The following is a 20,597-nucleotide window of genomic DNA, read 5'->3' on the forward strand; positions in this document are numbered from 1 at the left end:
GATGGCTGCGGCAGTATGCGCGGCCTATACGGTATTCGGCTTGACGGGCTTCGGCGCTGCGATGGTGGCGGTGCCTGTGCTCGTGCAGTTCGTCCCTCTTCATTTCGCGGTGCCGCTGGTTCTCCTGCTCGACGTGGTGTCGACCACGATTGTCGGCTTGAAGAACCGGGCGATCGTCTCAAGGCGCGAACTGATGCGCCTCGGCCCATTCATGTTTGTGGGAATTGCTATCGGCGCGACGGCACTTGCCCGGCTCGATTCCAAGTGGCTCCTGGTGGGTCTTGGGATATTCGTCATCGTGATGGCGCTTCGCAGCCTGGCAACCCAACCGTCCAAAGAGTCAGGCCTGGCGGGCATCTGGGCGCTGCCGGCGGGCGTCATCGGCGGCGTCTTCAGCGCACTCTTCGGAACCGGCGGTCCCATCTACACCCTCTATCTTGCGCGGCGGTTGCCTGACGTGAATGTGTTCAGGGCCACGATCTCGGCTGTGATATTCGTGAGTGCCGTCGTCAGGCTGGGTGCCTTCGGCATGACCGGGCTGCTGCAGCAAGAAGGACTCTGGCAAAGTGCCGCTTCCGTGCTCCCGTTCTGCGTCGGCGGGGTCTGGGCTGGATCGAAACTGCGCGAACGCTTTTCACCGATCGCTGTGAAGCGACTGCTCCTTGTCTTCCTGATGGCTGGTGGTGCAGGAGTGATTGTCCGGGGAATGGCCTGAGGGGGCAGGGCAGCCGGCGCAGTAGCGCTTGAAATCACCGCAGTTCCACCTAGCATCTTGAGTGGGCCCATTCGCCCGAAGAGCTGGAGAAAATCATGAACACGTGGTTCTTCGAAGCCGACTATTTCACCGCCTGCAATTGCGACTGGGGCTGCCCCTGCAATTTCAACGCACGCCCGACTGAAGGCCGATGCATGGGATGGGGCGCGTAAGCCATCACGAGCGGCCAGTTCGGGGAGATTGCGCTCGACGGCGCGCGGTTCGCGGTGTACTACAAATTTCCGGGTCGCATCGAGGAGGGCGACGCTCGACACCAAATTCGCGGCCATCGAGTTCGAGATGCAAGATCTCTACGCGACGCACCCCATCTAGGGCGCGGACCGGCACTGTCAATCGCTCGCGCAGGCCGCCGGCGCAGGGAGCCACACCTGGCGCGCTTACCTGAGCACACAGGCACCGAGCCTGAACAACCCGGGCTTTGTGAACGCACGCGACCGGATCGGCGCCGGCCCCTGGCGCAATGCCAAGCGCGAAGTGGTCGCACGCAGCGTCGACGACCTGCACTCGGCCAGCAACAACCTGACCAAGCAGACTGCGCTGGACGAAAAGGGACAGGCCGTGAACAGCCGAACCGAGACGCCGAGCAAGCACGACATCCTGACCGGCTCGCGACCTGACGGAACCGCCTTCCCTGGCGCCCCGTTCGCGGACATGACCTGCGGCAACTGGACCAAGGGCGGGGCCGACGGCTCCGCGATGACCGGCCATTTCGACCGAGGCGGACCCATCGCCTCACCGTGGGCTACCTCCTGGAATTCCTCTCACCCGACGCTGGGCTGCAGCATGGAGCGCATTCGCCCGACGGGTGGCGATGGACTGCTCTATTGCTTTGCGGTGCAGTAGCTCCGCGCTGAGCCGGGGATTCTTACAGCAGGCCGCGCCGGGCGCCCACCTTGGACGCGCGGCTTTCATGAGAGGCTGTTCCGTGTCCAGTCACGGAACGCCCCATGACCCAGTCCCTCTTTTTCGCGATCGCGCTCGTCGGCCTGGGCTTGGCCGCGTCCGGCACGGCCGCGGAGCAAAAGGCTGAGAGCGGGCAAGCCAAACTCGACCGCTCCGGGAAGAAGCAGGTCGGAAAGGCCTCCTTCTACGCCCGCAAATTCACGGGCCGGAAGATGGCGGACGGAACGCGCATGGACCCGCGTGATGACAACGCGGCCAGCAAGACCTTGCCGCTGGGGACGACCGCGAAGGTGACCAATCTCGAAACCGGCGATAGCACCGTGGTCACGATCCAGGACCGCGGTCCCTATGTGTCCGGGCGCATCGTCGATCTTTCGCCGGCCTCGGCAGAGCAGATCGGCCTGAAGCGGGAAGAGGGCATCGCACGGGTGGAAGTGGCGCCCATCGCCGTGCCCCTGCCAGGCGGAAGCGTCAAGCGGGGCGCCGGCGCGAAATAGTCGCTTCGGCAAGGGACCGAAACTGCCTCCGCGCGCAGGGCCCCACGGACAGGCGGGATCGCTCCATAATCATCGTTCAACTCAACAGAAGACCTGACCTTGAATTCACTGATGAGTTCCCGCCGTGACGACACCCTCGAGGGCAAGCTGCAGCTGCTGATCGAGGCCGTGATCGACTACGGCATCTTCATCCTGGACCCCCAGGGCTTCATCATGTCCTGGAACACGGGCGCCGAGAAGCTGAAGGGCTACAAAGCCAGCGAAATCATCGGCCGGCACTTCTCCACCTTCTACAGCCCCGAGGCCGTGGCCAGCGGATGGCCCGAGGAAGAATTGCGCCGGGCAGTGCGCGATGGGCGCGTGGAGGACGAAGGCTGGCGCATCCGCAAGGACGGCAGCCGCTTCTGGGCCAACGTGACGATCACGCCGATCTACGGCGACGACGGAGTCCTGACGGGTTATGCCAAGGTCACGCGCGACCTGACCGAACGGCGCGCGCACGAGGAGCAGTTGCGGGCGAGCGAAGAACGCTTTCGCCTGCTCGTCGAGAGCGTGCGTGACTATGCGATCTTCATGCTCGACCCGGACGGAATCGTGCGCAGCTGGAATGCGGGCGCGCAGGCCACCAAGGGCTACACCGCCGACGAGATCATCGGGCGCCATTTCAGCGCCTTCTATACGCCGGAGGACCGGGAGTCGGGCAAGCCGGCGCGGGGCCTGAGGACCGCCATCGCCGACGGCCGGATGGAGGACGAAGGCTGGCGCGTGCGCAAGGACGGCTCCGTCTTCTGGGCCGACGTCGTCATCACCGCGATACGCGGCCGCACCGGCGAGCTGATCGGCTTCGCGAAGGTGACTCGCGACATGACCGAGCGCCGCCGCTTCGCGGAACTGGAGCGCTCGAGCCAGATGATGAACGAGTTCCTCGCGATGCTCGCGCACGAACTGCGCAATCCCCTGGCCCCTATGCGCAACGCGGTCACGGTGATGCAGCTCGAATCGCTGCCCAGCCCGGCGCTGCGCAATTGCCGCGACATCATCGACCGCCAGCTCACGCATGTGACGCGCCTTGTGGACGACCTGCTGGACATCGGCCGGCTGACGACGGGCAAGGTCAAGTTGCACAAGGAGCTCGTTCGCGTGGGCGAGGTGGTGTCCCGCAGCGTGGAGACCGTCGGCCCGCTGGTCGAATCCCGACGCCACAGCTTGACGGTGGATCTGCCCGAGCAGCCGATCTACGTCGATGGGGATGCCACCCGCCTGTCCCAGATCCTGCAGAACCTGCTGATCAACGCCGCCAAATACACACCCGAGGGCGGGCGTATCGCCTTGAAGGTCGAAGCCGCGGACGGCCTCGTCATGACCTCGGTGTCCGACAACGGACGGGGGATTGCACCGGACGACCTGGAGACCATCTTCGAACTTTTCAAGCAGGGTGTCCATGAGACGCCGCACGAGAGCGGCTTGGGCATAGGGCTCACGCTGGCCCGCTCGCTGGCCGAAATGCACGGCGGCATGCTTGAAGCGCGCAGCCCCGGTCCGGGGCAGGGCAGCACTTTCACGTTCCGCATGCCGGTTGCCGACACCGCGGTGGGCTCCGAGGCGGCCGCGGCGACCGAGGCCGACAAGACGGTTCGCCGCGTCATGGTGGTGGACGACAACCGCGACGCCGCCGACACGACCACCGCCATCCTGCGCCTCTTGGGCAACCAGGCGGAATGTGCGTACACGGGCCGGGAAGCGCTGGAACTCGCCAAGCGGTTTCGCGCGAACGTGGTGTTCATGGATATCGCCATGCCCGGCATGGATGGCTTCGAAACGCTGCGCGCGCTGCGTGCGCAACCAGGGTGGGCCAATGTCTTCGCGATTGCGGTGACGGGCTTCGGCACCCAGGACGACAAGAAGCGAACCTTGGCGGCGGGCTTCGACGGCCACCTGACCAAGCCGGTGGAACTAGATGCGTTGGTGGCGCTGCTGAATCAGTCAAGCGGCCTGTCTTAGGGCATTCACTGCGTTTGGCCGGTGGTTTGTCAGCCCCGTCCTACGTCGAGCGCGAAAAACAGCAGAGACACTACGGTAGGCGCGACAACCCTCGCGCTGAAGTTCCGAAAAATAGTCTCAGGGAGTCCGCATGGACCAGGCCGTTCAGCCGAAGCTCAGAAAGAAGACCCAGAAATCCACTGCTTCCATCCCTGATCCGCCAACGTCGCCTGGTGCCGCTGAGGCCCAGTCGCGCCAGATCCTGGCGGCCATGATGGCGTTTTCGGCGGGCGATTTCAGGGTGCGCCTGCCGGCGGGCTGGTCCGGCACCGACGGCCGCATCGCCGAGGCCTTCAACCACGCCATCAGCAACGCCGAACGGGTGACCGGCGAGGTCGCCCGCCTGAGTACGACGGTGGGCAAGGAAGGCCGGCTGTCGCAGCGCATGTCCGCGCCCGGCGCCATCGGCGGCTGGGCCGCCCAGGTCGACTCGCTCAACACGTTGATGGATGACCTGGTGCGACCCACGACCGACATCGCCCGCACCATTGGCGCCGTGGCCAAGGGCGACCTCGGCCAGTCGATGGATCTGCAGGTGGATGGCCGCGCGTTGAAGGGCGAGTTCCTGCGCTCGGCGAAGCTGGTCAACACCATGATCGAGCAGTTGTCGGTGTTCACCTCCGAGGTGACGCGGGTCGCCCGTGAAGTGGGTACCGAAGGCAAGCTGGGTGGCCAGGCCCAGGTCAAGGGCGTCTCGGGCGTCTGGAAAGACCTGACCGACTCGGTCAACCAGATGGCAGGCAACCTGACGGCGCAGGTTCGCAACATTGCCGAGGTGACCATCGCGGTGGCCAACGGCGATCTGTCCAAGAAAATCACCGTGGACGTGCGCGGTGAAATCCTGCAGCTGAAAGAAGCCACCAACACCATGGTGGACCAGTTGCGTTCTTTCGCATCGGAAGTGACCCGGGTGGCGCGAGAGGTCGGCACCGATGGCCGCCTCGGCGGCCAGGCCGTGGTGCCGGGCGTGGCCGGTACCTGGAAGGACTTGACCGACTCGGTCAACTCGATGGCGAACAACCTCACCTCGCAGGTGCGCAACATCGCAACCGTGACCACGGCCGTGGCGCGTGGCGACCTCTCCCGCAAGATCACGGTGGACGTGAAGGGCGAGATCCTGGAGCTGAAGGAAACCATCAACACGATGGTCGATCAGCTCAATGGCTTCTCGTCGGAAGTGACCCGGGTGGCGCGCGAAGTCGGCACTGAAGGAAAACTCGGCGGCCAGGCCCAGGTGCCCGGCATCGCCGGCACCTGGAAGGACTTGACCGACTCGGTGAACTCGATGGCCTCTAACCTCACGGGCCAGGTGCGAAACATCGCCGGCGTGGCGACCGCCATCGCCAAGGGCGACCTGTCTTCCAAGATCACGGTGGAAGTGAAGGGCGAGATCCTGGCGCTGAAAGAAACCATCAACACCATGGTGGACCAGTTGAACGGTTTCGCTTCCGAGGTGACGCGGGTGGCGCGGGAAGTGGGCACCGAAGGAAAGCTGGGCGGCCAGGCCCAGGTGCCCGGCGTCGCCGGCACCTGGAAGGACCTGACCGACAACGTCAACTTCATGGCGTCCAACCTCACCGGTCAGGTGCGCAACATCGCCGAGGTGACCACGGCCGTGGCCAACGGCGACTTGTCCAAGACCATCACGGTGGACGTGAAGGGCGAAATCCTGGAGTTGAAGAACACCATCAACACGATGGTGGACCAGCTCAATGGCTTCGCTTCGGAAGTGACGCGGGTGGCGCGGGAAGTGGGCACAGAAGGCAAGCTCGGCGGCCAGGCGCAAGTGCCCGGCGTGGCGGGCACCTGGAAGGACTTGACCGACAGCGTCAACTTCATGGCTTCCAACCTCACGGGCCAGGTGCGCAACATCGCGGAAGTGACCACCGCCGTGGCGCGGGGCGACCTTTCCAAGAAGATCACCGCCGACGTGCGCGGGGAAATCCTGGAGCTGAAGAACACCATCAACACCATGGTGGACCAGCTCAACGGCTTCGCCGGCGAGGTGAGCCGGGTGGCGCGAGAGGTCGGCACCGAGGGCGCGCTCGGCGGCCAGGCCCAGGTGCTGGGCGTGGCCGGCACCTGGAAGGACTTGACCGACAACGTCAACTCGATGGCGTCCAACCTCACGGCCCAGGTGCGCAACATCGCCGACGTGGCGACCGCCGTGGCCAACGGCGACCTGTCCAAGAAGATCACGGTAGACGTGAAGGGCGAAATTCTGGAGCTGAAGAACACGCTCAACACCATGGTGGACCAGTTGAACGGCTTCGCCTCCGAAGTGACGCGGGTGGCGCGCGAGGTGGGCACCGACGGCAAGCTGGGCGGACAGGCCCAGGTGCGCGGCGTGGCCGGCACCTGGAAGGACCTGACCGACAACGTCAACTCCATGGCCAATAACCTGACCGGCCAGGTGCGCAACATCGCCGACGTGACCACGGCCGTGGCCCGCGGCGACCTCTCGCGCAAGATCACGGTGGAAGTGAAGGGCGAAATCCTGGAGTTGAAGAACACCATCAACACGATGGTCGACCAGCTCAACGGCTTCGCCTCCGAAGTGACGCGGGTGGCGCGCGAAGTGGGCACCGAGGGCAAGCTCGGTGGCCAGGCCGCGGTGCCCGGCGTGGCCGGCACCTGGAAGGACCTGACCGACAACGTGAACTTCATGGCCTCCAACCTGACGGGTCAGGTTCGCAACATCGCCGACGTGGCCACGGCCATTGCCCGCGGTGACCTCTCGCGCAAGATCACGGTGGAAGTGAAGGGCGAGATCCTTCAGCTGAAGCAAACCATGAACACCATGGTGGATCAGCTCAACGCCTTCGCCGGTGAAGTGAGCCGGGTGGCGCGCGAAGTGGGCACCGACGGCAAGCTGGGCGGCCAGGCCGCGGTGGAAGGCGTCGCGGGCACCTGGAAGGACTTGACCGACAACGTCAACTCCATGGCGTCCAACCTGACGGGTCAGGTGCGAAACATCGCCGAGGTGACGATCGCCGTGGCCAACGGCGACCTGTCCAAGAAGATCACGGTGGACGTGCGCGGCGAAATCCTGGAGTTGAAGGAAACCATCAACACCATGGTGGACCAGCTGCGCTCGTTCGCAGCCGAGGTGAGCCGGGTGGCGCGGGAAGTGGGCACCGACGGCAAGCTGGGCGGCCAGGCGCAGGTGCCCGGCGTGGCCGGCACCTGGAAGGACTTGACCGACAACGTCAACTCCATGGCCAACAACCTGACGGGCCAGGTGCGCAACATCGCCGACGTCGCCACGGCTATCGCGCGCGGCGACCTGGGCCGCAAGATCACGGTGGACGTGAAGGGCGAGATCCTGCAGCTCAAGGAAACCATCAACACCATGGTGGACCAGCTGTCGGCTTTCGCCTCCGAAGTGACGCGGGTTGCGCGCGAGGTGGGCACCGAAGGCAAGCTGGGCGGCCAGGCCGCGGTGCCCGGCGTGGCCGGCACCTGGAAGGACTTGACGGACAACGTCAACTCCATGGCGTCCAACCTCACGGGCCAGGTACGGAACATTGCCGAGGTGACCATCGCCGTGGCCAACGGCGACCTGTCCAAGAAGATCACGGTGGACGTGCGCGGGGAGATTCTCCAGCTCAAGGAAACCATCAACACGATGGTGGAGCAGCTGCGCTCGTTCGCTTCCGAGGTGACGCGGGTGGCGCGGGAAGTGGGGACCGAAGGGCGGCTGGGCGTGCAGGCCGTGGTGCCTGGCGTGGCCGGCACCTGGAAGGACTTGACCGACTCGGTCAACACCATGGGCGCCAACCTCACTTCGCAGGTGCGCAACATCGCCGAGGTGACCACGGCCGTGGCACGCGGCGACTTGAACCGCAAGATCACGGTGGACGTGAAGGGCGAAATCCTGGAGCTGAAGAACACCATCAACACCATGGTGGACCAACTGAACTCGTTCGCCGGCGAAGTGACGCGCGTGGCGCGGGAAGTGGGCACCGAAGGCAAGCTGGGCGGCCAGGCCCAGGTGAGCGGAGTGGGCGGCACCTGGAAGGACTTGACCGATAACGTGAACTTCATGGCCTCCAACCTCACCGAGCAGGTGCGCGGCATCGTGAAGGTGGTGACCGCCGTGGCCGACGGCAACCTGAGCCAGCGCCTCACGGTGCAGGCCAAGGGCGAGGTGGCGGCGCTGGCCGACACCATCAACGGCATGACCGATACGCTCGCGACTTTCGCCGACCAGGTGACCAACGTGGCGCGCGAAGTGGGCGTAGACGGCCGGCTCGGCGGGCAGGCCAACGTGCCGGGCGCCGCGGGCACGTGGAAAGACTTGACGGGTAACGTGAACCTGCTGGCCGCCAACCTGACCACGCAGGTGCGGGCCATCGCCGAAGTCGCCACCGCGGTGACCAAGGGCGACTTGACGCGTTCCATCCAGGTGGACGCCAAGGGCGAAGTGTCCGAGCTCAAGGACAACATCAACACCATGATCTCGAACCTGCGCGAGACCACCGAGAGCAACCGCGAGCAGGATTGGCTCAAGACCAACCTGGCGCGCTTCACCGGCATGCTGCAGGGCCAGCGTGAGCTGAGCACGGTGGGCAAGATGCTGCTGTCCGAGCTGGCGCCGCTGGTCAACGCGCACCAGGGAAGCGTCTATCACTGCAGCACCGAGTACGAAACCGGCGAGCTGGCCCTGCTATCGAGTTATGCGCAGAGCGGCAACGTCCGCCTGGCCCAGACCATCGGCCTGGGCGAAGGCCTGGTGGGGCAGTGCGCCGTCGAGAAGAAGCGCATCCTGCTCACCAACGTGCCCACCGATTTCGTCACCGTCGTCTCCAGCCTGGGTGAGGCCCGGCAGCTGAGCGTGGTCGTCCTGCCGGTGCTGTTCGAGAACGAGACCAAGGCCGTCATCGAGCTGGCTTCGCTGCACCCCTTCACCGTGGTCAACCTGAACTTCCTCGACCAGCTGGCGCTGGGCATCGGCGCCGTGTTCAACACCATCGAAGCGACGATGCGCACCGAGGGCCTGCTCAAGCAGTCGCAGCAGCTGACGGCGGAACTGCAGTCGCGCCAAAGCGAGCTGCAGCAGACCAACGAGGAGCTGGGCACCAAGGCGCGGCTGCTGGCCGAGCAGAATGCCGAAGTGGAGCGCAAGAACCGCGAGGTGGAACAGGCCCGCGGCGCGCTGGAAGAGAAAGCCTCCGAACTGGCGCTCACCTCGAAGTACAAGTCCGAGTTCCTGGCCAATATGTCGCACGAGTTGCGCACGCCGCTCAACTCCATCCTGATCCTGAGCCAGCAGCTCGCCGAAAATGCGCCGGGCAACCTGTCGGGCAAGCAAGTGGAGTTCTCGCGGAACATCAATTCCTCGGGCACCGACCTGCTGCACCTGATCAACGACATTCTCGATCTCTCGAAGATCGAGTCCGGCACCGTGACGGTGGAGGTCGAAGAGATCAGCTTCGCCGCCTTGCGCGACAACATCGACCGCAACTTTCGCCACGTCGCCGAGGCCAAGAGCCTGCCTTTCCATATCCGCTTCGCGGACGACCTGCCGCGTGCGATGGACAGCGACCCGAAGCGGCTGCAGCAGATCCTGAAGAACCTGCTCTCCAACGCCGTCAAGTTCACCTCCCACGGCCAGGTGGAAGTGCGCGTCGGCCTGGCGGAAAAAGGCTGGAGCCAGGACCACCCGGTGCTGCGGCAGGCCCAGCACGTTGTTGCTTTCGCGGTCGAAGACACCGGCATCGGCGTCGCGCCCGAGAAGCAGCGGCTGATCTTCGAAGCGTTCCAGCAGGCCGATGCCGGCACTTCGCGCAAGTACGGCGGTACCGGCCTGGGCCTCGCGATCAGCCGCGAACTGGCGGTATTGCTCGGCGGCGAGATTCGCCTGACCAGCGTGCACGGCCAGGGCAGCATCTTCACTCTGTACCTGCCGCTTCACTACTCCGGCCCCGAGGGCTCTACCGTATCGCGCAGCGCCGACAGCAACGCGGACTCCCGCTCCGTCATCGCCTTGCCCATGCCGCGGGAGGAACACATCCTGGACGATCGCGACAGCATCGTGCCGGGCGACGCCGTGTTGCTGGTGATAGAAGACGATCCGCACTACGCACGCATCTTGCTGGGCCTGGCGCGCGACAAGGGCTTCAAGGGCATCGCCGCCACCAAGGGTACGCACGGGCTCGCGCTGGCTCGCCAGTACCAGCCCACGGCGATATCGCTCGATATCTTCCTGCCCGACATGCTGGGCTGGACGGTGCTCAACCAGCTGAAGCTCGATCCAGCTACGCGCCACATCCCGGTTCAGATCGTGACGATGGACGAAGAGCGCCAACACGGCCTGGCGCATGGCGCCTTCGCCTATCTCGTCAAGGAGCCGACCACGGCGGGCCTGGAGGTGGCGTTCGACCGTATCAAGAAGTTCGCCGCGCCTCGCACCAAGCGGCTGCTGGTGGTGGAAGACAACGACATTGAACGCGACGCCGTGCTGGAGCTGCTCGGGCACGAGGATATCGAGATGGTGGCCGCAAGCACCGGCGATGAGGCCCTGGCCGCGATGCGCGACCAGCCGTTCGATTGCGTCGTGCTCGACCTGCGCCTGCCCGACATGACCGGGTTCGAGTTACTGGAAAGGGTTCAATCAGAACCCGACTTGGTAACGGTGCCGGTGGTGGTCTTCACGGGCAAGGACCTGAGCCGTGAGGAGCAAGCCCGGCTGAACTCCATGGCCAAGAGCATCGTGCTGAAGGACGTGCAATCGCCCGAGCGGCTGCTCGACGAAACGGCGCTTTTCCTGCACCGGGTCGTGACTCAGCTGCCACTGCACAAGCAGGCGATGCTCGAGCGGCTGCACAATTCAACGGAAGTGTTACGCGGGCGCAAGGTGTTGGTTGTGGACGACGATGCGCGCAACATTTTCGCGCTCACTTCGGTGCTCGAGAATCATGAAGTGGACGTCATCAGCGCGACCAACGGCCGGCAAGCCATTGAAACCATCCACAACACGCCGGAACTGGCCATGGTACTAATGGATATCATGATGCCCGAGATGGATGGCTACGAAACCATGCGCGAGATCCGCAAGGAGCCGCGGTTCCGCAGCCTGCCCATCCTGGCACTGACCGCGAAGGCCATGAAGGGCGACCGCGAGAAGTGCCTCGACGCCGGCGCCAGCGACTACATCGCCAAACCCGTGAATACCGATCAATTGCTTTCGCTGATGAGAGTGTGGCTGTTCCGCTGATGCCCCATAACCCAAAAAAAGACACGCCGGCCCCCGACGATCAGGTCAACATCCTGATCGTCGACGACGAGCCCAAGAACCTCACGGTGCTGGAAACCGTGCTGGACGATCCCAGCTACCGCTTGGTGCGCGCGGGCTCGGGGGAACAGGCGCTGCTCGCATTGATGGCCAACGAGTTCGCGGTGCTGGTGCTCGACGTGCGCATGCCGGGCATGACCGGCTTCGAGCTGGCGCAGATGGTCAAGGATCGAAGGAAAACGGCCCGCGTGCCCATCATCTTTCTGACTGCTTATTACAACGAGGACCAGCACGTCCTCGAGGGCTACGGCAGCGGCGCGGTCGACTACCTGCACAAGCCGGTGAACGCGGCAGTGCTCCGCTCCAAGGTCGCGGTTTTCGCCGAGCTGCACCGCACGAGCCGCGCGCTGGGGGTGGCGAATCGGTCCCTGCTCGCCGAAGTGAACGAGCGCCGATTGGCCGAGACACGCCTGAGCGAGTTGAACGAAACGCTGGACCGCCGGGTGACCGAGCGGACCAATGAGCTGCAGGCCAGCGACGCGCAGTTGCGCGAGGCCAACCGCCGCAAAGACGAGTTCCTGGCCACTTTGGCGCACGAACTGCGCAATCCGCTGGCGCCGGTGCGCAACGCAGTGCAAGTGCTGCGGCTCCAGGGCGCGGCGAAGACGCCCGAGGCGCAATGGGCCTCTGACATCATCGAGCGGCAGGTGCAGGCCATGAGCCGGCTCATCGACGACCTCATGGACGTGAGCCGGATCAACCAGGGCAGGATCGAGTTGCGCCGCGAGCGGGTGGATTTGGCGACCGTTCTGCAGGACGCCGTGGATACGAGCCGCCCGCTGATCGACGAATTCGGCCATCAGCTCGCAGTGTCCCTGCCACCGCTGAAGCTGCCCGTCGACGCCGACCCGACCAGGCTGGCGCAAGCTTTCATGAACCTGCTCAATAACGCGGCGAAATACATGGACCGCGGCGGGCGTATCGAAGTCAGCGTCCGGCGCGAAGACGACGAGGTGCTGGTGGCCGTGACCGACAGCGGCATCGGCATCGCGCCTGAACGGCTCGACAGCGTTTTCGAGATGTTCTCCCAGGTCGAAACCGCCTTGGAGCGCTCACGCGGCGGGTTGGGAATAGGGCTGTCGTTGACCCAGCGGCTGGTCGAGATGCATGGGGGCAGCGTGAAGGCACGCAGCGGAGGATTGGGCAAGGGCAGCGAGTTTCTGGTGCGACTGCCGCTGGCGCCGGCGCTCGTCGATGAGCCTGCGACCGATGCGGCCGCGCATCATCCCCCCGCTGTGCCCGCGATTGCGACCGGCACCGAATTGCGCGTCCTGGTAGCCGACGACAACAAAGATGCGGCCGACACCTTGTCGATGTTGCTGCAGGCATTGGGCCATAGCGTTCGGCAAGTGGCCGACGGCGAGGCGGCTGTGCGCGCCGCCCTAGACTTCAATCCGCAGGTGGTCTTGCTCGACATCGGCATGCCCAAGCTCAACGGTTATGAGGCCTGCCGCCAAATTCGCACCCAACCTGGAGGCGAGGCCATGAGGCTTGTCGCCGTCACGGGCTGGGGCCAGGCCGACGACCGTCGCAAGTCGCAGGAGGCCGGGTTCGACCAGCATCTGGTCAAGCCGGTGGACCCGGCGATACTGGTCGATCTGATCGCGGCCGTGGGGCACGGCCAAGCCGCCTAGGTTAATTTCGCACAAGCGCGGGGGCAATACTTCGCAGGCGGTGCGCAGCCACCCTCCCTATCCTCCCCAACATACATAAGTTGGGACAAAAAATGGATGCAGTACCGGACGGACGGGTTGCCGGCAGTAGCGTGCCGGGTGAGGGGGATGACAGTTTGGGCTTGGCGTCGCTGCTGGACGAGCTGGCGCATGGCGTGCTCGTGACAACCGTCGAAGGGCGGGTGGTACACGCCAACCAGGCGGCGCAGCACGAGCTGGCCCGCCGCCGGGTGCTCACCAAGCGCAATGGTTCGCTGCACGGCTGCACGCCGGAAAGCGCCAGGAATCTGAGAGACGCGCTGGCCAAGGCGGCGGAAGGCAAACGCAGCATGGTCGTGATGGCCGGCCTGGATGGACCCAGCCTGGCGCTGGCCGTGCTGCCCTTGAAGGCACAGGCAGCCGGGCGCGCGTCCAAGGCGGCGCTCCTGTTCGCGCGGGCGTCGGTGTGCGACTCCTTGATGCTGGGTTTCTTCGCTCGCAGCCACGGCTTGACCGCCACCGAAGAACATGTCCTGGGCATCCTGTGCGAAGGCTTTTCCGCACCGCAGATTGCCGTCGAGATGAAGGTGGCGGTATCCACTGTGCGCAGCCACGTGCGCAGTCTTTGCGCCAAGACTCGTTCGAGCGGGGTGCGCGAGCTGGTCAACCGCCTCGCGGTACTGCCGCCGGTGGCTCCGCCCTTCTGGAGCGAGCCTATGCATTGAACGGCAACTGCGGCCTGGGACGGCCGCAGGCGTCATGCTAGAGTGCATGGCGTTGGGAGCCGTTATGCCCGTGTCGAATGTTTCCGCAGCCCATGAGAGGCTGATCGCCGCGCTGAGTCCGTCGCTGCAGGCGCTTGCGCTGCGTGGCGCGGTGCGCGCCTACAAGAAGAGCAGCATCGTCATCAACGAAGGCGATGCCGGCGAAACCCTCTTCGTCCTGCTTCAAGGCAGCGTCAAGGTTTTCTCGACTGACCAGAGCGGGCGCGAGATCACCTACGGCACCATCGGCGCGGGCGACTATTTCGGTGAGATGTCCCTGGACGGCGGGCCGCGCTCGGCCAGCGTGATGACCCTCGAACCTTGCGTCTGTACCGTCGTGACCCGCACCGCGGTGCGCGAGCACCTGGCGCAGGAGCCGGAGTTCGCCCTCGATCTGGTGGCCCAGGTGATTCGCCGGGCGCGCTCGGCCACGGAAGCCGCCCGCAGCATGGCGCTACTCGACGTTTACGGCCGGGTGATCGCCACACTCGAGAACGAGGCCGGCCCGGCCAAGCCGGAAGCACCGGTGCTTCTAACGCAGATCACGCACCAGAGCATTGCCAGCCGTGTCGGCGCCTCGCGCGAAATGGTGAGCCGCCTGCTCAAGGACCTGGAAAAGGGTGGCTATATCGAGCTCGGCGTGAAGCGCATCACCTTGAGGAAGAAGCTTCCGGCGCGCTGGTAGCGTCCGGCGCAGTCTCCAGCTTAAGGGGCAGCAGGCCACGGCCCATGAGCTGTGGATCGGGGGCCGGCGTTGGACCGGGCAGCGGTTTGCCATCGACGACCCAGCGGGCCAACTCAGGCGCCGCCACGCTGGTGCCGACCAGCCGCACCAGGCTGGCGCCGCGGGTGCCGGCCGAAAGCAGGCCGGGCAGGCTGCGAGCCTGATCGGTCACGGCAGCACAGTCGGGGCCCACGCGAGGACCCCGGGTGGGACCCGCCGAGGAATATCTCACGTGCTTCGCGTCGCTCGCGCGATAGCCGGCGGCCACCAGCGCCGCGGTCCCCGTCGCGATGCCTGTCAGCGTGCCGCGCCGCCTTACCAGCGCCGCGCTGCCGGGCGTGTCGTCGGACGCCGAGCGCAAGTACTTCAGGGGGTCGTAGAGCGGATCCACGAACTCCGACTGGCGCCCGCGAAGCAGGGTGCCGAGGTTGAAGTCGTCCCTGTCGATCCAGGCATGGACGGGGGCGGGCAAGGCCGGCCCCTCGTTGCGCACCTCCACCTTCCACAAGCCATGGGGAGCCACGACGCTGCCTGAATTGAACGTGGACGAAGACTGCAGGGCGATCAGCGCCATGGTGCCGCTGCGTCCGCGCGACGTGTCGCCAGGATAGATGACGGCGCACGCGGGGCTTGACGCTTGCGGCCACACCTGCGCGTCTCCGGCAGCGATCCAGGGACCGGCAGCGGAGAAAGGTGGCGTCAGGCGCACCCGCACGCCCCCGGTGCCCGCAGGCATCCACAGCTGGACGAAGCTCGGGGTTTCATCGCCCGGCATGACCTGCCAATGCAGGCATTGGGATTCGTTCGCGGCCAACGGCAGCACCGCATGGCCGCGTGCCGAAAAGCTGTTGCCGGCCGCAAAGGTCAACGTCAGCTTGGGATGCTCGGCGACCAACTCTTCGAATGCCTTTTCCAGCATCGCTGTGCCGTTGTTGGGCCCTCTCTGGGGACCGAAACTCAGGTTGATCGCCACTTTTTCAGTGTGCTCGTCCGCGCAGCTCAGGATGTAGCGCATGGCGTCCAGCACCTGCACGTCGAGCCAGCCGCCGGAGGGATCTTGCAGGCAGGTACGCGGCATCTGGACAAATACGATGCCGGCCTCGTCGCTGGAAGCCGCGTCGCCGGGCCGGGCCCAGCTCGGCGGAGCCAACGCGGTGCCGACGCGTGAACCAACCGGCATGGCCCCGGCCACGACATCGGTCACGCAGGCGCCGTGAACGGCCGCGTACCGCAGGCGGTCATAGGAGGCCGCGGCATAGCACCCGTCTTCATCGACCGCGTTGCCTGTCGTGAAGGCGTCGATCAGGGTTTGCAGCTGCGCGCCGGTGACTTCGCGCCCCCGCCCGAAGTCGGCGGGAACGCTGCCCTGGAGCGCAAACGCCCCATGCTCGTCCTGATCCCACATCCGGCATACCCGCGTCTTGCCCGCACTGTCGCGAAGCTGGTAGTGGGCAAATGCGCATCCGTCGTCGATGACCCCGATGATGATCTTGCGCCCGGCGCCGCGCTGCACGGCGGTAGTGCAAGCGGGCGAAGCAAGCGGCGGGAACTTGGGGCGTTCCGGGATGACCGGGAGGCTGATTTCGGCGCGCGCCACGATGTCGGCCAGTGCAGTCTGGAGCCGCTCGAAGAAGGCGGCGGTGGGCCACCCAGTCACAAAGCGCGGCCCGCCGGCCGCCGGCCGATAGCAGGCCGGCACGTCGGCCGTCGTCAGCCCGCCGCCCGATTGAGCGATGAGATCAGCCACCGTCTTTCCAGGCTTGAGCTCGATCAGCGTCGGTATCTTGTTGTTCGCCGGCAGGCCCCCGTAGGATGCAAACGCCGAGCCATCGGCCCACACCAGGTAAGGGTCGGAACCGCTCAGTGGATCAGGCCGGTCCCAGTTGATGTGGTCGCCGTGCCGGATGGGAAACCAGCTCATGGCTTGAACCTGACGTCTTCCCATTCCTTGGCCGCCTTGTGCCACATGTACTTGAGGACACCGGAGGTGGCGGCGCCGCTGGCGGGACCAAAGGACTTGTAGAACGGGGGCGCATCCGGACCGTCCAAAGGCTGCGAGGACGGCATCAGATCCGCATCGAAGGGCATGGCGGATCCCTCGAAGCAACGCGGCATCCAGGTCTTGTCATCGCTGCATCGGGCCACGAAGTACTCGCCCAGGGTTTCACCCAACAGGCGGCCGGACAGGCTGTCGGCCGGGAAGTGGACACCCGCGACGACACGATTGGTCGCGATGCGTGCCGACAGGCGTTGCAGCTGCCCGGTGACCGGATGGTTGGCCGGCAACTGCAGCAGCCGCTGGATGACGTGGGCGACGATGTAGGCCTGCGTTGCGTGTCCGCTGGGCAGTGCGCCATGGCCGGGTGTGGGAATGATCGGCTGGACCTGCGCGGAATACTCCACCGGCCGCCAGCAGGCGAGGGCGTGCTTGAACTGCATCTCGACGTTGATCGCCAGCAGCATCGCGCAATTGATCAGCTCCAGCGTCCTGGGTGTCCGGGCCGGGCTCATGTTGGTGATGGACGCCCAGAAGGCGAACTGCGGCTCCACCTGGGCAATGATCTCCGCCGTGCGTTCCTCGCGCAGGTCGGCCCACGAGAGCACCTTCTTCGTCTGCTCCTTGAAAGCGGCGACGGAGGGCCGCACCAGATGCGCGACCGGCTTGGCCGAAGCCGCAACCTTGGTCTCGATATGCCAGAGCGCCGCGCCGTTGTCGCCCACCTTGGCGAACGACAGCGGTTCGAGCAATGCGGCCTGGCAGATGTAGGCACGAACCCAGGGCTCCCAGCGCTGCATTGCCTCGGGGTCATCGACCGGCGGCAGCACGACCGGGTAACAGCTGTCGTCGAGCGGGACAAGCGTCGCATCCCTGCTTGAAATGAGTGCGAACGGGTTCTGCTGAAATCCCGCGCCGCCGCTGGCGATGCCCGCCGGATTTTCTATCCCGCCCCAGCCACCTGAGGCGCCCCAGCCGCCCCAGCCGCCCCAACCTCCCCAGCCGCCCCAACCACCCCATCCGCCCAGCTGACTCATAGATACCTCCAAAAAGATTCGTTGTGTTTTGCCCTACTCGGGAACCCCTGCGCGCCGAAGCGCATCCGCAAACGTTTGTGCGCTCGCCGACCGGGCGCCGGGCGATCGCTTCAGGAAACCGCCGACGCTGAATGCCGGCTCCAGTTTCAGCAGGCGGTCGGCGCTTTGCCCGGCAGCCTGGAGATCGCCTTGAAGCGTCTGGGCTATGGTGAGCACCCGCAGCGTCGAAGGATGGCTCGCATTGGCGCGCAGGGAGTGCGTCGCCAGCTCCACGGCTCTTGCGTTCCTGCCGGCGGTCAGGGCCGCCGAGGCCGCCAGCGACTGATAGAAATAGAGCATGGGATCCAGCGGGCTCAGTGCCAACGCGCGCTCGCTGCTTTCCAACGCGGCAGCCCCGGCGTCTCGGAACGCGTGCAAGACGCCGCTGAACAGCCAAGCCAGCGAATCATTCGGATTGCATTGAAGCGCCCGTGCGTAGCAGGCCGAGGCGCCGTCGAGGTCCTTGGTCAGGTGGCACTTGACGAAGCCTTCGACCGCCATCGCGAGAGAGCAATTCGGATCCGCGTCAAGCGCCCGCCGGGTGAGCTCCAGCGCGCGCCGCGTCGTGCGCTCGTCGGAGGGGGCCAATCCGCGCGTCACCTGCAGCACGTGCCACTTCGCCAGCCACGCACGCGGTGCGGCAATGCGCGGGTGCCGTTCGATCAGGTGTTCGAGCATGTCGTGCACGCGCTGGAACTCGTTGCGGCTGGCCCTGTGCATCAGAGTGATGGAGCTCATCTGCAGGGTGGCGCTCTGCAAGGTGGGCAGGGGCTTGGAGGTGGTGCGTTCGGTTTCGACTCGGGCAACCGCGGTGCTGGCCTGGCTGACGACCTGGCTGGTGATCTCGTCCTCGCCGGCGAGGATGGCCGGTACGGTGCTCTTGAGGCTGGCGGCCCAGGCGACATGGCCGCTTCGCAAGTCGGCGAGTTCGACCATGAGGCTGACGTGATCGCCGAGCACACGGTATGCACCCGTCAGGGCGTAGGACGCGCTCGATCCGGCGTCGATCAAGCCGCGCAATTGCGGTAACTCGCTCTGGCGGTGGCGCAGGGCTGTGGTGGACAAGCGGGACAGCACGCTGATCTGGGCGCACTGGGACAGCCCGGCGATGATCTCCTCGGCGAGGATCTCGCCCAGCACTTCGTTGCCGGGTTCGGCCGTGCGAGCCGTGAACGGGACCACGATCAGCGTGGGTCGCAGCACCTCGGCAGCGGCGCCGGCGAGGCTCGCCACAGGCGCATGCCCGGCGGGGCCGACGCGGTAAACATGGACCGGCTCATTGACGTGCTTGAGGTGGCAATCGCCCAGGTCTTCGATGTCGGCATCGAGGCCGGCGGTGAGGTGGTCTCGCAGTTCTGCCGTGACCACGATTTCGCCGGGGCCCGCGAGGGTGGTGACCCGGGCAGTCAGGTTGACGTCGGGCCCGTAGATATCGTGGCGGTCCACCACGAACTCGGCCAAGTGGGCGCCCACCCGCAAATACATGTGCTGTTCGCCCGGCCGGTTCTGGTTGTCCTGGCGGGCCAGGTCCTGCAGCGCGAAGGCGGTCTTGAGGCACTCCAGGGGATCGGCGAACTCCAGCATCAGGCCGTCGCCCAGGCTTTTGACCAGCCGGCCGCCGCCCAACGGCAGGAGCCGATGCTCTGCCTGGGTCACCAAATCCTGCCACCGGCGGATGAAATCATCTTCGTCCTGCTCCATCAAGCGCACCGACTCGACGACATCCATGACCATCAACACCTTGGTGTGTCGCGGCATGGTGAACAGCGGGTCAGCGGTCGGAGAGGTCATCCTAAAGGTAACTATCAGAAATTTCCTCCTCATTTTGTAGGAGGAAATCATCAGGCGCCGATTTCGCGGCACGCTTTCGTGGAACGTCCCACAGAAGTGTTGCGCGTGCGCTAAATCGATGGGACATCCAGACTACAGCGTACCCTGCGGGTATATCTATGGCTATGGCTATTCACTCGATCAGGCAAACCGACGTGCGGCTGACCCGCGGCCAGTCCTTGGCCCTGGTGGTGCACAAGCCGGTGCTCGCGGCGCGCGAAGCGACCCGGGCGCTGCTGGATTCCTTGCTGGCCCAGCTGACGAACCGCCCCGTGGCATCGCTGGGACTCGCCAAGACGGCGGACGGCAAGCCCTTTCTGCCGGGCCCGGACGCCATCGGCTTCAACCTCTCGCATTCGCGCCGCTACTCGCTGATTGCCCTGACGCTTTCGGGAGAAATCGGTTGCGACATCGAGGACCGGTTCACCGCCGACGAAGACGTCGGCGAGTTGTGCCCGTTGGTCTTGCATCCGCTGGAGCTGGAGGCGATGGACCGGCTGGCCGCAAAGGAGCGCCAACTTGCGTTCAGGCGGTACTGGGTGCGCAAGGAGGCGGCGCTCAAGGCGATGGGAACGGGCTTTCTCAGGGATCCCAGGCACCTCATCGTCGGCCAGGACGATGCACAGGCCGCCTGGACGGGGCAAGAGGGCGGCCGCTTCAACCTCCACAACCAATCGATCGAGGCGGGGTGCGTGGCCGCGGTGGCAAGCGCGGATGCCGATTGCCGTTGGTACGAACTGCAGGCCTAGGAGTCTGCGCGGCAGAAGCTCGCATTTCTCCCTCCCCTTCCGGGGGAGGGCTGGGGTGGGGGCACGCGGCGATGGTGCGGAGGTCATCGCCAGCCACGGATCAATCGTTGAGCTTGAATGCCAGCCAGCTACATCCCCTACGAGCCCGACCAGGACTTCCTGCTGCCCCCGTCACTGAAGGAGTGGCTGCCTGAAGGGCACTTGGCCTACTTCGTCTGCGACGCAATCGATAGCCTGGACTTGAGCGCCTTTCACGCGCGTTACGCCGCCGGTGGACCGCGCAACCAGCCGTTC

Annotated in this window: 13 protein-coding genes and 1 pseudogene; 11 read left to right on the forward strand and 3 right to left on the reverse strand. The window is 65.5% G+C overall.

Translation table 11 applies throughout. The annotated features are described in order from the left end of the window. The first annotated feature begins 1 nt into the window (after position 1). From HNE04_RS19160 to HNE04_RS19200, 9 genes are all read left to right on the forward strand, one after another. Positions 2-715: a sulfite exporter TauE/SafE family protein gene (locus tag HNE04_RS19160; RefSeq protein WP_172222692.1), complete on the forward strand. Its 714-nt coding sequence runs from the start codon at positions 2-4 to the stop codon at positions 713-715. 95 nt (positions 716-810) lie between these two features. Further along, positions 811-927: a DUF1326 domain-containing protein gene (locus HNE04_RS19165; protein ID WP_172222695.1), complete on the forward strand. Its 117-nt coding sequence runs from the start codon at positions 811-813 to the stop codon at positions 925-927. Between the two features lie 268 nt (positions 928-1,195). Then, positions 1,196-1,618: a hypothetical protein gene (locus tag HNE04_RS19170; RefSeq protein ID WP_207717630.1), complete on the forward strand. Its 423-nt coding sequence runs from the start codon at positions 1,196-1,198 to the stop codon at positions 1,616-1,618. Positions 1,619-1,722: 104 nt separating this feature from the next. Next, on the forward strand, positions 1,723-2,175 hold the full coding sequence (locus HNE04_RS19175; RefSeq protein WP_172222697.1) for a septal ring lytic transglycosylase RlpA family protein: 453 nt from the start codon (positions 1,723-1,725) through the stop codon (positions 2,173-2,175). A gap of 111 nt (positions 2,176-2,286) precedes the next feature. Beyond that, on the forward strand, positions 2,287-4,176 hold the full coding sequence (locus tag HNE04_RS19180; protein WP_172222700.1) for a PAS domain-containing hybrid sensor histidine kinase/response regulator: 1,890 nt from the start codon (positions 2,287-2,289) through the stop codon (positions 4,174-4,176). 250 nt (positions 4,177-4,426) lie between these two features. Next, a complete protein-coding gene (locus HNE04_RS19185) occupies positions 4,427-11,434 on the forward strand; it encodes a HAMP domain-containing protein (protein ID WP_172222745.1) in 7,008 nt (2,335 codons plus the stop codon). Further along, the gene (locus HNE04_RS19190) at positions 11,434-13,146 is read left to right on the forward strand and encodes a response regulator (RefSeq protein WP_172222703.1); all 1,713 of its coding nucleotides are present in this window, start codon (positions 11,434-11,436) and stop codon (positions 13,144-13,146) included. Before HNE04_RS19185 ends, HNE04_RS19190 begins: the two co-directional genes overlap by 1 nt. Before the next feature lie 92 nt (positions 13,147-13,238). Beyond that, positions 13,239-13,889: a helix-turn-helix transcriptional regulator gene (locus tag HNE04_RS19195; RefSeq protein WP_172222705.1), complete on the forward strand. Its 651-nt coding sequence runs from the start codon at positions 13,239-13,241 to the stop codon at positions 13,887-13,889. A gap of 64 nt (positions 13,890-13,953) precedes the next feature. Beyond that, on the forward strand, positions 13,954-14,613 hold the full coding sequence (locus HNE04_RS19200; RefSeq protein WP_172222708.1) for a Crp/Fnr family transcriptional regulator: 660 nt from the start codon (positions 13,954-13,956) through the stop codon (positions 14,611-14,613). Here HNE04_RS19200 and HNE04_RS19205 read toward each other — a convergent pair. Genes HNE04_RS19205 through HNE04_RS19215 form a run of 3 tightly spaced genes read right to left on the reverse strand, consistent with a single transcriptional unit; the run spans position 14,579 to position 19,515 of the window. After that, positions 14,579-16,573 carry a S8 family serine peptidase gene (locus HNE04_RS19205; RefSeq protein WP_172222711.1) on the reverse strand — a complete coding sequence of 665 codons (1,995 nt, stop codon included), beginning with the start codon at positions 16,571-16,573 and terminating at the stop codon, positions 14,579-14,581. The genes HNE04_RS19200 and HNE04_RS19205 overlap by 35 nt on opposite strands. Next, on the reverse strand, positions 16,570-17,685 hold the full coding sequence (locus HNE04_RS19210) for a phosphatase PAP2 family protein (RefSeq protein ID WP_172222714.1): 1,116 nt from the start codon (positions 17,683-17,685) through the stop codon (positions 16,570-16,572). Before HNE04_RS19210 ends, HNE04_RS19205 begins: the two co-directional genes overlap by 4 nt. A gap of 33 nt (positions 17,686-17,718) precedes the next feature. Next, positions 17,719-19,515 (reverse strand): adenylate/guanylate cyclase domain-containing protein, encoded by a 1,797-nt coding sequence (locus tag HNE04_RS19215; RefSeq protein ID WP_235965170.1) that lies wholly within the window; start codon positions 19,513-19,515, stop codon positions 17,719-17,721. Positions 19,516-19,679: 164 nt separating this feature from the next. Between HNE04_RS19215 and HNE04_RS19220 the strand changes: the two genes are divergently transcribed. Further along, positions 19,680-20,303, forward strand: a complete 624-nt coding sequence (locus HNE04_RS19220; RefSeq protein ID WP_172222719.1) for a 4'-phosphopantetheinyl transferase family protein — start codon at positions 19,680-19,682, stop codon at positions 20,301-20,303. Positions 20,304-20,420: 117 nt separating this feature from the next. Next, positions 20,421-20,597: pseudogene (locus tag HNE04_RS19225) on the forward strand (IS5/IS1182 family transposase); the annotation flags it as partial.

It is taken from the genome of Caenimonas soli (assembly GCF_013155545.1).
Classification (GTDB): Bacteria; Pseudomonadota; Gammaproteobacteria; order Burkholderiales; family Burkholderiaceae_C; genus Ramlibacter; species Ramlibacter soli.

Bases quoted from the DNA above. Each gene is read 5' to 3' on its own strand.
- HNE04_RS19160 (WP_172222692.1), top strand. From the start codon at position 2: ATGGCTGCGGCAGTATGCGCGGCCTATACGGTATTCGGCTTGACGGGC.
- HNE04_RS19165 (WP_172222695.1), top strand. From the start codon at position 811: ATGAACACGTGGTTCTTCGAAGCCGACTATTTCACCGCCTGCAATTGC.
- HNE04_RS19175 (WP_172222697.1), top strand. From the start codon at position 1,723: ATGACCCAGTCCCTCTTTTTCGCGATCGCGCTCGTCGGCCTGGGCTTG.
- HNE04_RS19180 (WP_172222700.1), top strand. From the start codon at position 2,287: ATGAGTTCCCGCCGTGACGACACCCTCGAGGGCAAGCTGCAGCTGCTG.
- HNE04_RS19185 (WP_172222745.1), top strand. From the start codon at position 4,427: ATGATGGCGTTTTCGGCGGGCGATTTCAGGGTGCGCCTGCCGGCGGGC.
- HNE04_RS19190 (WP_172222703.1), top strand. From the start codon at position 11,434: ATGCCCCATAACCCAAAAAAAGACACGCCGGCCCCCGACGATCAGGTC.
- HNE04_RS19195 (WP_172222705.1), top strand. From the start codon at position 13,239: ATGGATGCAGTACCGGACGGACGGGTTGCCGGCAGTAGCGTGCCGGGT.
- HNE04_RS19200 (WP_172222708.1), top strand. From the start codon at position 13,954: ATGCCCGTGTCGAATGTTTCCGCAGCCCATGAGAGGCTGATCGCCGCG.
- HNE04_RS19205 (WP_172222711.1), bottom strand. From the start codon at position 16,573: ATGAGCTGGTTTCCCATCCGGCACGGCGACCACATCAACTGGGACCGG.
- HNE04_RS19210 (WP_172222714.1), bottom strand. From the start codon at position 17,685: ATGAGTCAGCTGGGCGGATGGGGTGGTTGGGGCGGCTGGGGAGGTTGG.
- HNE04_RS19215 (WP_235965170.1), bottom strand. From the start codon at position 19,515: ATGACCTCTCCGACCGCTGACCCGCTGTTCACCATGCCGCGACACACC.
- HNE04_RS19220 (WP_172222719.1), top strand. From the start codon at position 19,680: ATGGCTATTCACTCGATCAGGCAAACCGACGTGCGGCTGACCCGCGGC.